A 14,129-nucleotide genomic window follows, 5' to 3' on the forward strand; every position below is an offset into this window, starting at 1 on the left:
TTGGCGTACACCATTAGAGGTCTTCTGGGAACAGATGAGGTTCTAATAAGTGTTCGGATAATTCTTGCAATCTCCCTTTTGAAATGAATTATATGGCTGCCAGTAATTTTCAGAATAAGATTTGGACGGAACTTCAGGCAAAAGAGATGTTTTCCTCAGTGTTTACAGACGGCTGGGATCCCAATTTAAATGATTGGGAATTACAGGGTCAGGTGTTCGATGTAGATCAATTCGAACAAGACATGAAGAAGACGATTGATACCACAACATCACCGGTTGAGGTAAATTATGTCCTTCCCCTCAAGGCGGCAGATGTTTCAATGAAGATCACGTACAAGATGCCGGCAGGAGTTTCAATTCCCGAAGAACTCGTCGCAAATGCCGACAGTTCAACCACAGATACGGCAATTAAGACCGTTAAAGGATTTGATGGGCAGACTTATGTTGATACGCCACATTATCTGATTCCTGAAATCAAGGGTTACACGGCTAGCGCCAACCAAATTAAATTTGATCAGAAAGCGGTTGGTAGTGATGGCACGCAAGATGTGACGGTTACTTATACCAAGAACTCTACCAAAAATTCTGTCGCAACGCCGAGCGAACAGAAGCCGGTCAAGACGCTCTTTAAGGTGTATGGCAAGCAGGGTCTCTATCGTTACCAACACGTTGATTTCAAGAAGGCCGAACGTTTACATCACTATGTCAAAAAGAATCGGATGTACGCGCCAGTCTTTGATGTTGTAGGGACGGCGACTTCCAAGGCCGGGAACCCACGTTACTTATTACGGGATGGCAGTTATATCACAGCTAAGAAAGCCTTTGTGAATAAGCTCTACTGGCAAGGAAAACAATCAACACTCTATGTCACGAGTCCTAAGGGAACGAACTTGTATCAGGGGATGCCACTAACCGATAAGGTCCGACACTTGAAGCAAGGCAGTTCTGTTCAAGTCGTCAAGATGGTGAAGAAAGGTTACCTGACCCGCTACCAGTTGGCGGATGGGACTTATATTACCGGGAATAAGCAGTTGGTTTCGCCGACTAAGCCTAAAGTAGTTACTAAGATCAAAGCTAAAGCCAACATCAACTTGTACCGCGATGTGGACTTACAGCATCGGATCAAGCGGATTGCCAAGGGTCAGACCGTTACCGTTAAAGGCTGGGATTATTCCTTTGGTGGGATTACGGGGATGACCGGCAGTAAACGTTACAAGGTGGCTGGGGGCTACATTACCGCCAATAAAGCCCTCGTTAAAATTTTGAAATAAGTCAGTTGGCATCTAAGGATAAAAATTCTTGGGTGCCTTTTTAATAGGGATAATTGAGGATCTTTAAGACTGGTCATGCGAATTAAGTTGAGTTTGTAAACGCTTTCACATATACTGAACCTAACAGCATATCACAAACATCGCGGACTTGGAGGAACTTATGATGAAAAGGCTACGAACGGTAATCATGGTAGGTTTGGCATTAGTGGTTGGACTCGTTGGGATAAGTTATGGTGGTCAGCAAGCACTAGCTGCTGGGACCGAGACAACAGCACCGGCAACGGTGCACGTCAGTGGATTTGGTTACGAGCTGGGGTCTTTGCAAACTATGGCATTGACAGGTGGTTATGACCTTACTGAAGATACGACTTTTGGCGATATGTTTGCTAAATATGCAATTGGAAGTGGCTTTCAAATTGATGACCTATGGCGTGCAGAGAGCGCGGCTAGTAATCATCTCTGGACGCCAGAACAGTTTTTTAATCACTTTGGAATAACGCCTGATGATGGGATTGATATCGATATGTATATCGGTGGCCTATCTGGTTATGCGTTTAATCGAGATATATTCAAAACGCTAGCGGCAGAGAAGACTGGGGTGCCGGGCAACGGGACTGTGAACATTCTGTTTCCTGATGATATGGTACCCTTTACAGTTGCAAATCTCAGCTTAAACCTGACTTATAAGATGGCGGATGGAAGCGCGGTTCCGGAGGCGGCCTTCTCCGAGTATCAGAATCCACGGACGATCACTGGGTATCCAGGTCAGGTCTATACGGACACGGAGCATTTCTTGATTCCGCAGATTGCGGGGTACACGGCGAATACCGATAAGGTCGAATTCGTTCAGGACGAGGGAAATGAGACCCAAGCAGAACCGGTAACCATCACGTATACCAAGAATCCGGTGGCTCAACCAGAGGTGAAGGTGCCAACGTTACTGAAGGTTTACGGCAAACAGAATTTCTACACCTACAAGAATGTTGATTTCAAAAAGAGTGAACGGATTCACCACTATTTAAAGAAACCACGGACTTACGCGCCGGTATTGGATGTGGTTGGTCGAGCTGAATCTCAAAATGGTAATCCACGATATAAGTTGCGTGATGGGAGCTACATTACCGCTAAGAAGGCTTACGTGGGCAATCTGTATTGGCAGGGTGACCAGCAACGTCTCTATGTAACCGCACCTAAGGGAACGAACTTGTATCAGGGGATGCCACTAACCAATAAGGTCCGACACTTGAAGCAAGGCAGTTCTGTTCAAGTCGTCAAGATGGTGAAGAAAGGTTACCTGACCCGCTACCAGTTGGTTGATGGGACTTACATTACTGGGAATAAACAGTTGGCTTCGCCAACTAAGCCTAAAATGACTACTGAAGTTAAAGCAAAGACGCGCATCAATCTGTATCGTGATGTGAATCTACAACATCGAATCAAGCAAATTTCAAAGGGTCAAACTGTTGTTGTTAAAGGCTGGGACTATTCCTTTGGTGGGATTACGGGGATGACTAGTCATAAGCGATATAAGGTTGCTGGTGGCTATATCACGGCAAATACGAAACTAGTTAAGATTATCAAACACTAATAGTATTGCTAAACAAACGAGAGCTGCCTGCTATGAGGTGGCTCTTTTTAATTACTGATGGATTACCAACTTAGTGGAAGGTAGCATTGGTAGAGACCTAAGTTGTATAATTATATTTGACATGTGAAACTAATCAATAGAGAAATGAATTAGTGTAACTTAACTAGGGTTAGAGGAGAAATAAAATGAAATTGAGGACAAAGATTGGGATTGGGTTGTTACTGGTGATTGGTCTTATAGTTGGCAATTTTAATAGACCTGTGGTTGCTAAAGCAGAGAGTTCAGGTGGAACAGTTAATGTGTATCTGGAGTTCACGCAACCAACTACATCAGACCCAGATTACGGGTTAATATTAGTGGATGCGGAAAAAATCCCACAAAATGAGATTACGAAGACGACAAGATATAAGGATATCTGGACCGTAGATTCTACCTATAAACGAACTATGGAAGATGATAAGGAACTTTTGCAGGCTCAGGTAAATTATACTAATGGCATTTGGCGAAAGAAAGCGATTAATCTAGTATCTAAGTTTGCGTTTGGAACGGAAGAGCCAGACAAAGATCAATATACGCAACTTATGGCGTTTTTTAATGACGCAAAGGGGCGGGTTGAGGGGTATAGCTTCAATCCAGATAATTTCGATACACTGATGGATCAACCACTTCCACAGCTCCCTATTGATGGAAGTGATCCGATTAGCTTGGAACCTTACCCAGGATATAATACGCCTGATGCAGATCCGACAGCCACAACTGGTTTATTTACCCAAAATAGCGCCAGCCCGGTTCATGTGACTTATAAGAGTTCAGATGGGAAAGCGGACCTTCCAGACGATCATGATCTAAATGGCATGATTGGCACTACGATCACTGATAGTGATGTTTTCCCTGACATTCCAGGATATACGTCACGCCAAAAATCGATTACACTCACGGATAAGCCACAGAATCTGACAGTGTTCTATCAGAAGAATCCAAGTGTTCCGTCTAATTCAGAGACTGATAATGGCATAGGTAATTCGTCTTTCAAGGTCTACGGTAAACAGAAGTTCTATCGTTACAAGAACGTCGATTTCAAAAAGAGTGAACGGGTTCAAAAATACGTCAAAAAACCACGGATCTATGCGCCAGTCTTCACAGTTGTCGGCACTGCCACTTCCAAGGCGGGCAATCCTCGTTACAAGCTAAGCGACGGCACTTACATCACGGCGAAGTCAGACTACGTGGCTAAGTTATACTGGCAAAAAATGACGACTCAGACTATGTATGTCACGAATCCCAAAGGAATCAAGACGCACGCCACGACAATTTTCAACGACCAGATCAGCCGTCTGAAACAAGGCACGGCAGTTCCCGTAACCAAGCTGGTGAAGGTCGGCAATGTGACCCGTTATGAGTTACCAGATGGCACCTACATCACGGGTAGCAAGTGTTACGTGACGCCCAACAAGCCTAAGACCGTTATCAAGGTTCAAGGCCGAGACGGTCGAAACCGTTACAGTGATGTCAACCTGAATGAACGTCTCCAGCATTACAAGAAGGGCCACGTCTTCAAGGTCACTGGCTGGGATTACTCTCACGGTTGGAATACGGCGGTTCATGGCACCAAGCGTTACAAGGTGGCCGGGGGCTATATTACCGGGAATCCTAAACTAGTTAAAATTGTCAAATAAACCTCAACCGACGGGCTTCTCAACTCTATGAGAAACCCGTTTTGTGTGATCGCTTTGCCCCCGTAAAACGGGTAAACTAAGAGGAAAAGGAGTCGAAGAAGTTATGTCAGATTATCCCGTCATTGCCGATCAAACCTTGGCGTTTGATGATATCGAAATGGAACATACCTATCAGAACTGTACCTTCACGCCGGCCAATGCGGCCATCCGCCTGATGGATGTTGAGCTGGACCACTGCACGTTTCAACAGACCAATTTTGACGAAGGTGAATTTGTTCGCGTGACCTGGCGTCACAGTCAGCTGGTCAATACTTCCTGGAAAGAGACTCGCTGGTATGACTGCGATTTACGCAATCTTCAGCTATCCGGGGCGGAACTGACCGGTAGTTTCTGGCAACGTTCCAGTATTCGAGCGTCGAAGCTGGCCTATGCCAACTTTAGCGAGGCCCAGCTGAATCAGATGAACTTTTTGGATTGTGATCTCTTGGAGAGTGCTTTTCAGGCGGTTCAGAGTAAGAAGGACGTGGACTTCGCTGGTTCACGACTGACCGGGGCCAGCTTTATCGAAACTCGGTTAGCCGGCTTCGACTGGCACGCTGCCGACTTTGCTGGCGTCAGTCTTAACGCCGATCTGGCAAAAGGCTTAAAGATTAACCAATTTCAGGCGGCCCAACTCATTGGCCTGTTAGGGATTGAGGTCGCGGAGTAGAGCGATCGCGGCTCGCTATGCTATCCTAGAGTGAGTCTTGAAATTATTGCGGAGGAGTCTCGTGTCATGCAAAATGAATTATTCGCTATTCCCGCCGTCGTTTACCTGGGGTGGTTGATTCCCTTGGGATTTGGCCTGATATTTGGGGTCAGCTACGGCATTGAGAAACGCCGCTTGGGAAACGGTATCTGGTTTTCGCTATTTTTTTACTCGTTTTTAACGATGTTAGCCATCTCGATTCTGGGAACCAACAATAAGTGGCTAATTGTCATCAGTATCGTGTTATTCGTGATTCTCCTGATGGTCATTGGGATTGTCTTTGCCCTTCAAGCTTTTCTCCTGTTGTGGAATGCGTGGATCGTCTGGAAACGGGAGAGTCATACGATTGCCAACATGTTGACGCTCTTTCTGGGCATTGCGATTCTCCTGGCGCCATTCGTGGTCCGGTTGACGTCGCTCTACCTGCCAGTCCCAGTGGCGACGGCGATCAACCTGTTTCCGTCGATGGTGATCTTCTACGTCCTGTTCTGGTTTTACAACTACCTGACGATGCTGGTCATCTACCAGTTCAATCATCCCCGCTACAAGCAGGATTACCTGATTGTTCTGGGGGCGGGTCTGTTAAATGGGGATGAGGTTTCCCCCTTACTAGGCCAACGAATTGACCGAGCGCTCACCTTTTATCAGAAGCAACTGGCCAAGACCGGTCGGGCACCCGTGATCATTTTTTCTGGGGGTCAAGGTGGCGATGAGACTGTGCCGGAGGGTGTCGCTATGCGACAATATGCGCTACGACGCGGCCTGCCAGCCGATCACGCCATTGCGGAAGATCAGTCGAAGACAACCCACGAAAATATGGTATTTTCTAAGGCGATCATCGATCAACAGGGACCGACAAATCCCCGCGTGACCTTCGTGACCAATGGTTATCACACCTTCAGAGCGGGGATGATTGCCAAGAAGGCCGGGCTCAAGGCCAACGGGATTGGGGCGCACACCGCTAAGTTTTTCCTGCCCAATGCCATCCTGCGCGAATACATTGCGATTTTCGTTGGCAACAAGCGTTGGCATGCGGTGGCCATTGGTCTTATGCTGATCCTGACGATCGCGTTGACCTGGGCTGAATATCAATAGATGAAAAAACCGTTGACCAAGTGGCCAACGGTTTTTATTTTGAAAGGCTTAGTCATCGTCGCGATGGGTCTGATAGCTGGCAAAGGCGGCATAGCCGACTGCCACAACTAACAAGGTTCCCACGCCATAAAACAAGATGTTCCCCAGTGCCATCATGATCGGATTCCCCCTGAATGGATTACTACTTTTATCATAGCAAATTCTGTATTCAGGATAAATAGTTTGCAGGTAGTTTGTTGATTTGTAATATTTACTAGCCCGCTAAAGGTCTACTCCGATTATTTGACCAGGTAAACGTGGTCCTTGATCAGGTCGATCGGGGTGTAGTGCCGGTTCAGGTCACGGGTGTCCTTATTTTCTAGGAGTTCAGCGTGATCCCAGAACTGATTGGATCCGGTGGCCCCATGGGGTTCACCCAGGACGACGAAGTCCACGTCGTTATCGGACTGTCGGATGGCCTGGAGAAGTTCCCAATCCAACGGCAAACCGTCGGGAGACCAGGACATGACGACGACGCCCACCTGGTCGTGATAGGTGTTCCAGGCGTCTAGCGCGGAGAGTGGTTCGATCGGCGTCAGGGGATGCCGGCCGGTCTCGTTTTCCTTGGTCCAGGTCTGACTGTCGGTGGCGTAGACCGTCTTATGTGCGGCCCGCAAGCCCTTAGAGATGTAGCCGTTACCGGCCATGACTTCGAGTACGGCTCGGTCGCCGACAAATTTTGCCAGGTCACTCACGAACGGCGCCGACGTGTAGGCCCACATGCCATAGTGGTTCTCGAGGTAGTCTCTAAATGAACGCAGGTCGTGGTCCAACTCTGGCAACGCATCGGTCAGGCTGTTCCACAGCTTGTCACCTTGCGCATCCCCAGAAGGGTATTGTTGAGCCAGCTTACGATAAATCTGGTCCTGAATATCGTCGGGAAGTTGGAGTAACGGTAACTGTTGTGGGAGGTCTCCGGCGGCCAACATCCGGTCCGCCAGAAGGATATTACTGATGAGGATCTTGACGGCGGGATAATCCCCGAATTGGTGGTAATAGTCCGTCATCCGGTCGATGTAGGCTGTCTTGCGTTGGCTCAGGGGTTGATGCCGAATCTTCTTTTTTAGTTTTTGCAGTTTTTTCGGGTTCACTTGGAGGATCCTTTCTAAGATAAATAAAATTTACTGATAACAGCTGATTTGAAGCCGGAGGAGGCCGGGACCCACGCAGTGTCGATGTCGTTTGGTGGCGTTACTTGCCGCCTTCCGACATGGGCCGTCTTGGAAACTCGCGGGTTGGGCGAGGTTTCAAGACGCTCTGAAGACTCAGATTTTTTGAGGCTTCAGAGGTTGCCCCCACAGCGTGGGTTCCGGTAGCCGCAGGCTGGCCAATTTGAACCAATGCCAAACAAAAGAGCCGATCGATTAGCCTCAACGGCTGATCGGCCGGCTCCTAAATGGTTAGTGGTCGTCGAGATGGAGATCCAACTCTTCTTGTTGGTTGGTTTCCGGTGCGGTGAAGCGGTTTTCCTTACCATGCAAGTAGCCATCGATAAGTTGGTAGATTTCGTAACGGTCCCGTCCGCTCAGTAATTCCCGGTTGAAGCTCAGTTGCTTTCCGGAAAGGAAGAGCCGGCCGAGGTCGTATTCGTCGCGTTCCGCTTTACCCGTCAGGTAATCCATGGTGACATCGAAGTATTCCGCGAGCTTGCGGACCTCTACGTAGGATGGGGTACGAATACCGCGTTCCCAGTTACCAATTTGTGACGCAGTGTTTGAATGATCATCCGTTTCCACGGACTGTTGTTCGTTCAGGGCTGTGGCCAATTGTTCCAAAGTAATGTGTTGGCCGCGTCGTAAGGCCCGAAGTCGTTCAGAAAACATGTTAGTCACCCGTTTCTTCCATTAGTCTATACGACCATTATACCACTTAGCGTTACTTTTAACCTAAACTTGACTATTTCACCAGTGAATCGGTTAGCCGCATAAATTCTGCGACATCGCGCTTGATGAGTTGGACGCCGGCTAGCCAGAAATCAGGCTTGGTTAGGTCGACTCCCAGGTGCTTTTGGGCTAACTCTTCGGTCGACATGTTAGCCGTGTCACGTAACAGCGCGATGTATTGATCTTCGAAGTTACCTTCTTGTTGGGCCTTGGCGTAGATGCCCAGGCTGAAGAGGTAACCGAAGACATAGGGGAAGTTGTAGAAGGATGGATCGGCGATGTAGAAATGCAACTTGCTGGCCCAAAGGTGCGGGGAGTAAGTCGACAGGTCATGTCCGAAGGCTTCCTTTTGGGCATTTAACATCAGCTCGTTTAATTCAGCTGGTGTGACCAACTTCTGTTGCCGCAGTTGATAGAAACGGGATTCGAAGAGGAACCGGGCCCGGATGTTGAGGAACATCGCCAGGGGGTTATCCATTTTAGCATTGATTAAGGAGATCTTTTCGGCATCGCTAGTGGCGGCCTTGACGTTGGCGTCGGCCACGATTAGTTCGCCAAAGGTCGAGGCCGTTTCCGCCACGTTCATGGCGTATCCTTGCCGGAAATAAGGCAGGTCGTTCATGACACTCGAGTGAAAGGCGTGACCAAGTTCATGGGCCAGCGTGGAGACGTCATTCGGCGATCCCGTAAAGGTCATGAAGATCCGAGATTCATTGGTTTCGGGGGCACTTTCCATCCAACCACCGGGCGCCTTGCCCGCACGGTCTTCCGCCTCGATCCAGTTGTGTTCGAAGGCGTGTTGCGCTAAGGCGGCCATCTTCGGTGAGAATTCACCGTAATGCTTGATGATAAAAGCTGCGGCCTCGTCGTAGGTGAAGTGATGGAGTTGGGCACCTGGTAAGTTCAATGGGGCCTCAACGTCCTGCCAACCGGCGTGCTTCTTGCCTAACAGGGCAGCTTTTCTGTCGAGGTAATCGAGCAGGAATTGCTTGTTGTCGTCGACGACCTGCCAGATGGTATTCAGCGTTTCGGCACTCAGACGGTTGTCTTTAAGCGGTTCTTTCAGGAAGTCTGTGGTTCCGTGGGCGGCGTATTCCGTCAAACGGAAGCCGGCTAGGTGATTCAGGGTGTCGGCAAAGAGTTGTTCCTTATCCGTCCAGGCTTGTTCCCAAGCTGGCAGGAGGTCGGCTCTGTATTGTGGGTCGGCGTTCCCGAGAAGGTTGTTGTCGGCTTGCCCGGCAGACAGAGTGACGGGGTTGCCATCGGCGTCGTGGAAAGGCACGTTCACGGTGGCGACTAAGGAGTCGTAGTGCGCACTCCAAGCGGAACGGCCGTCCAGGTTCAGGCGGCTGATCAGGGCTTCAGTCTTATCGTCCAGGAGTTCCTTACCAGCATCACGCATTTCCTTTAAATTAAAGGCCAGTGGTTGTAGTTCAGGTACCGCTAGAATCGCGTTGAAATGGGCATCGGGAACCTGAACCAGAACCTTTTTCAGCTTGCCACTGACGTTCTCAACTTCATTTTCGAGGCCGTCGAGTTTGGCCACCATGGGCGCTACTTCGGGATTGTTGACGTCGGCAGAACCAATGGCCGTCATGAAGAGTCCAGCCTGGCCAATGCCCGCCTCAACCTTTTGGAGATGGGTGATCAGCTTGATAAATTGTTGGTACTCGGGGGCATCGCTCGCCGCGTCCCACCGGTCCAGCAGGTCACCTAGAGTCGCAATGGCCGTTTTAATCTGTGTTAATTTTGTTGCCAGCTGGGCAGAATTAATTCCACCGGGAAACAGAGAATCCAGATCCCAATTCATCGAATACTTCATCGGCAAGTCCTCCTAAATGATTGATCACGCATGGCCTACGGCCAGCAGACGCCACCCCTATGAGGCAGACCTGAAGCCTGAGAAGCGGTCTTCAGGGCAACCTTGAACCTCGGAAAACCCGAGTTTCAAAGTTGGCCGTGCTCTAAGCCGAGAAAAAACCTCGGCTAAGACCACCGACACAGGGGTTCTGTCTGATGCCCTCCGGCTGGTGGCAATCATCGTGTCCTAACCTTCTGTGGGTTATCACAATTGATGATTTTAGCCGGAGGTGGGTAGGGTTTGCACCCTGTGTCGGTGGTGTTGGGCCGGTGTCTTTCCGGCCTTACAGCACGGGCCGTTTCTAAGACCCACGTTTTTGGTGGGGCTTAGAAGCGAGTCCGAAGACCGTTCTTTGGCTTCGGGCGGGCCCCATAGGGTGCGAACCCTACCCGCCGTAGGCGGTTAAACCAGAAGTGCAGAACCACACGTAAGTTGTGCTTATTATAGCAAACATCATAACGATTGCGCTGATCAAAAGAACTTCGTATACTTACTGAAGAAGAGAAATGAGACATTGGGAGGAAACGAAAATGAGTAAGCGAAAAAAATGGGGACTGATTAGCCTCGGTGCGGTTGTGGTGCTGGTAGCCGGGGGACTGCTAGGTGCCAGTCTGTATTTCTATAACATGACGGTGGCGAGTGGCAAGAAGAGCTTCGTGGGTACCGAGAAGCCACTACGCAAGTCGGATCGCCTGTACGCCCAGAAGAAGTGGTATCGCGACGTTAAGAAAGAACGGTGGACGGAGAATGCGGCCGGTACCCATTTGAAACAGGTCGCCGACTACATTCCCGCGGCCAAGACGACGAAGCGAACGGTCGTGTTGGTTCACGGCTTCGGATCGAATAAGGAAGCCATGGGGGGCTACGTGGCCCTCTTTCACCAACTCGGGTACAACACTTTGATTCCAGATACTAGAGGTCAGGGTGAGAGCCAAGGAAAAGTGATCAGCTACGGTTACTACGAGAGCCGGGATTATTTGAAGTGGGTCAAGCAGGTCATTGCCAAGCAGGGACCCCAGTCACAAATCGTGTTGTTTGGGGTTTCCATGGGGGGCGCCACGACCATGATGACCAGTGGCTTGAAGACGCCGACGCAGCTGAAGGCCTACATTGAGGATTGTGGTTACACGGACGCACAATCCGAGATTAGCTATCAGGCCAAGCAGATGTACAACCTGCCATACTGGCCACTAGTCCCATTGACCAGTGCTGTGGCGAAGGCCAAGGCTGGCTTTCATTTCAAGGACGCCAATGCATTGGCTGCGGTCAAGAAAAATCACAAGCCAATGTTATTCATTCACGGTGGGGCGGATACCTTCGTGCCAACACGGATGGTCTATCAGGTCTACCGTGCGGACGCCGGTCCCAAGGAACTCTTGGTGGTCAAAGGCGCCCACCATGCGGCAGCCTTGTCCCACAATCCGGAACTCTATGAAAAAACTGTTACAGCCTTTTTAGCCAAATACATGAAGTGAGTTAGAGGAGTCTAATTATTTTGGATGATGTCACACGACAATTTCGACCGGTAACCGATACGATCCTGACACTGGGCGTCACACTCGTCATGGGGGTCATCGATGCCGACACCTTCCTTAAACACGGTGAGGTCTTCGTGAGTGCGCAGACGGGTAACCTGATAATGGGGGTCATTAAACTCATGGCACACGGCTGGCAAGCCGCCTGGACCAATGGGTTTGTTTGGATCGGTTACTTTCTGGGCTGCTTCATCGCCCAGGGCCTGAGTGAACGCGTCAGTGCCCGCAATCCCCGGCGACAGATGCGTTGGCTCTTGTTGATTGACGTGTTGGCCTACGCGCTACTCGCCAGTCTGCAAACGACCTTGCCGGACAGTTGGCTCATCTTTTTCCTCGGAACAGTGGCCGGTTACGAACTCACGATCTTTCGGCAGGTCGGGGGTATCGCCATTAATAACGGCATCATGACGGGGAACACCAAGGCCTTTGCCACGAGTTTCTATCGGGCGGTGGTCAATCGCGATCAACAGGCGGCCCAACGGGTATTACGGGTCGGCGCCGTCCTGGTGACCTTCCTGCTAGGGTGTGCGATCGGGGTTCGTTTAGCCGATCTGGCGGCTCTGGATGTCCTGTGGGTGGCGAGTGGCTTCAAATTAATTCTGCTCGGCTGGTTATTTTTACCGGTAGCTATGGAAAACCCTTAACTTGAACAGTTGGGTTGTGGGCATAAATAGCGTATAATTAACGGGAAAAGTGACAATCCCCCCGGGACACCCGGGACTGAAAATTAAGGAGCACATTATATTGTTAATAACAGGACTGACTATCGGTCTGTTGTTGATTGGGATTGTGATCGGTTACCTGGTTCGGCAGCGACAGCATCGCGCGGAACTATTGGCGGTTCAGGCCAAGGCTAGAACCATCATTGCTCAGGAGACCGAGAAGACGAAACAGCGTGTCGACCAGCTTACCAAGAAGAGTCGGCAAGCCACACTCGCCTATCAGCAATCCGTCAAGGACGAATTGACCGAACAACAAAGTGATATTCGCGTTAGAGAACAACGACGGCAACAACGAGAACGTTTAATGGGACAGGCCACGGTCCGTCTCGACGATCAAACAGAAATGTTAGACGAACGGAGCCAAGCCAACCGCGACCAGCGGCAAGCCATTCATTTACTCCGCGACCAGGCCGAAGAATTGACGACGACTCGCAACCAGACCTTAGCACAACGCGCGGGGATGGATGAAGACGTCGCCAAGCAAACGGTGCTGGATCACGCCGAATTAGACTTGAAGCGCGACCGGGACATTGAAATCAAGGCACTCAACGACAATGCCGTGGCTAACGCTGAGAAGTGGGCCAAGGATGTTGTTTTGTCCGCCACCGAGAGTGGCCCTCAAGATTTGCCGAAGGAACACATGGAACACACCGTGACCGTGCCGAATGGCGATATTCGTAGCAAGATTATCGGTCGTGACGGACAGCACATTCGCTTGTTAGAGACCCTCACAGGGACGGACCTGATCTTCGTACCGGATGATAACACCACGTTGTTTATCAGCACGCATGACCCGATTCGCCGTGAGATTGCCCGGGTGGCCTTGACCAACTTGGTCGCCAGCCGCCGCATCTCGGCTAACCAGATTGAGACGCAGGTGGAGAATGCCCAGCGTGACGTTAACCACAGCCTCTGGGAGACCGGAGAGCAGACGGTTAGCCTGCTACACGTGGGCTGGATGCATCCGGACCTGATGAAGCTGATCGGCCGTCTCAAGTACCGGACCAGTTACGGTCAAAATGTGTTACTGCACTCGATTGAAGTGGCTCAACTGACTGGCGCCATGGCCGCCCGATTGGGTTACAATACCCGATTAGCACGCCGAGCCGGTCTCCTGCATGACTTGGGGAAGGCCATCGACCACGAAGTCGAAGGGACCCACGTGGAAATCGGAACGGAATTTGCCCAGAAATATGGGGAAGATCCCATCGTGATCAACGCCATCGCGGCGCACCATGGGGACATCGAGAAGACGTCACCACTGTCCGACTTAGTTGCGGCAGCCGATGCCATTTCTGGTGCCCGTCCTGGTGCCCGAAGCGAATCGGTTGAAGATTACATCAACCGGCTGCGAGCCCTCGAACAGATTGCCAATGAACAGAAGGGTGTCTCGGAAAGCTACGCCATTCAAGCTGGGCGAGAGTTGCGGATTATGGTCAAGCCCCATGAGCTGGACGATAAGGCTGCGGCTAGCCTGACGCAAGAAGTGGCTAAGCAGATCGAAGACAAACTCACGTATCCTGGTAAGATTAAGGTTACGACGATTCGTACGCTGACAGCGGTCGAATATGTCGGTGACGAAAAGAAAAAGAAGAAGCACAAGAAAAAGAAAAAGGTGGCCAACGCTTAAAACGCTGGCAACTCAAAAAAGTCCCGCGACTTCCAATTGGAAATCGTGGGGCTTTTTTATGTAAGTTAGCGCTCGACGCGC

Annotated in this window: 11 protein-coding genes; 8 read left to right on the top strand and 3 right to left on the bottom strand. The window is 50.2% G+C overall.

Translation table 11 applies throughout. The annotated features are described in order from the left end of the window. Positions 1-92: 92 nt before the first annotated feature. From OCU14_RS02415 to OCU14_RS02435, 5 genes are all read left to right on the top strand, one after another. Complete coding sequence (locus OCU14_RS02415; protein ID WP_261809637.1) at positions 93-1,271, top strand: DUF5776 domain-containing protein; 1,179 nt, start codon at positions 93-95, stop codon at positions 1,269-1,271. 163 nt (positions 1,272-1,434) lie between these two features. Next, a complete protein-coding gene (locus tag OCU14_RS02420; RefSeq protein WP_261809638.1) occupies positions 1,435-2,859 on the top strand; it encodes a DUF5776 domain-containing protein in 1,425 nt (474 codons plus the stop codon). A gap of 299 nt (positions 2,860-3,158) precedes the next feature. Further along, the gene (locus OCU14_RS02425; RefSeq protein ID WP_261809639.1) at positions 3,159-4,535 is read left to right on the top strand and encodes a DUF5776 domain-containing protein; all 1,377 of its coding nucleotides are present in this window, start codon (positions 3,159-3,161) and stop codon (positions 4,533-4,535) included. A 103-nt stretch (positions 4,536-4,638) separates the two neighbouring features. Next, the gene (locus tag OCU14_RS02430) at positions 4,639-5,244 is read left to right on the top strand and encodes a pentapeptide repeat-containing protein (RefSeq protein ID WP_261809640.1); all 606 of its coding nucleotides are present in this window, start codon (positions 4,639-4,641) and stop codon (positions 5,242-5,244) included. A gap of 66 nt (positions 5,245-5,310) precedes the next feature. Further along, entirely contained in the window at positions 5,311-6,378 is a 1,068-nt protein-coding gene (locus OCU14_RS02435; protein WP_261809641.1) for a YdcF family protein, read from the top strand. A gap of 278 nt (positions 6,379-6,656) precedes the next feature. Here OCU14_RS02435 and OCU14_RS02440 read toward each other — a convergent pair whose 3' ends face one another. From OCU14_RS02440 to OCU14_RS02450, 3 genes are all read right to left on the bottom strand, one after another. Further along, positions 6,657-7,508 carry an SAM-dependent methyltransferase gene (locus OCU14_RS02440; protein WP_261809642.1) on the bottom strand — a complete coding sequence of 284 codons (852 nt, stop codon included), beginning with the start codon at positions 7,506-7,508 and terminating at the stop codon, positions 6,657-6,659. A gap of 309 nt (positions 7,509-7,817) precedes the next feature. Beyond that, a complete protein-coding gene (locus tag OCU14_RS02445; protein ID WP_057879391.1) occupies positions 7,818-8,240 on the bottom strand; it encodes a helix-turn-helix domain-containing protein in 423 nt (140 codons plus the stop codon). Between the two features lie 73 nt (positions 8,241-8,313). Beyond that, on the bottom strand, positions 8,314-10,122 hold the full coding sequence (locus OCU14_RS02450; protein WP_261809643.1) for a M3 family oligoendopeptidase: 1,809 nt from the start codon (positions 10,120-10,122) through the stop codon (positions 8,314-8,316). A 569-nt stretch (positions 10,123-10,691) separates the two neighbouring features. On the opposite strand from OCU14_RS02450, the gene OCU14_RS02455 reads away from it, so the two are divergent. The 3 genes from OCU14_RS02455 to rny all read left to right on the top strand — a co-directional run bounded on the left by OCU14_RS02455 (position 10,692) and on the right by rny (position 14,048). After that, positions 10,692-11,636 carry an alpha/beta hydrolase gene (locus OCU14_RS02455; protein WP_261809644.1) on the top strand — a complete coding sequence of 315 codons (945 nt, stop codon included), beginning with the start codon at positions 10,692-10,694 and terminating at the stop codon, positions 11,634-11,636. Between the two features lie 20 nt (positions 11,637-11,656). Further along, a complete protein-coding gene (locus OCU14_RS02460; protein ID WP_261809645.1) occupies positions 11,657-12,340 on the top strand; it encodes a YoaK family protein in 684 nt (227 codons plus the stop codon). A gap of 100 nt (positions 12,341-12,440) precedes the next feature. Continuing rightward, a complete protein-coding gene (gene rny, locus OCU14_RS02465) occupies positions 12,441-14,048 on the top strand; it encodes a ribonuclease Y (protein ID WP_261809646.1) in 1,608 nt (535 codons plus the stop codon). Positions 14,049-14,129: the final 81 nt, after the last annotated feature.

Origin of the sequence: Levilactobacillus humaensis (assembly GCF_024345185.1) — a bacterium.
Lineage (GTDB): Bacteria > Bacillota > Bacilli > Lactobacillales > Lactobacillaceae > Levilactobacillus > Levilactobacillus humaensis.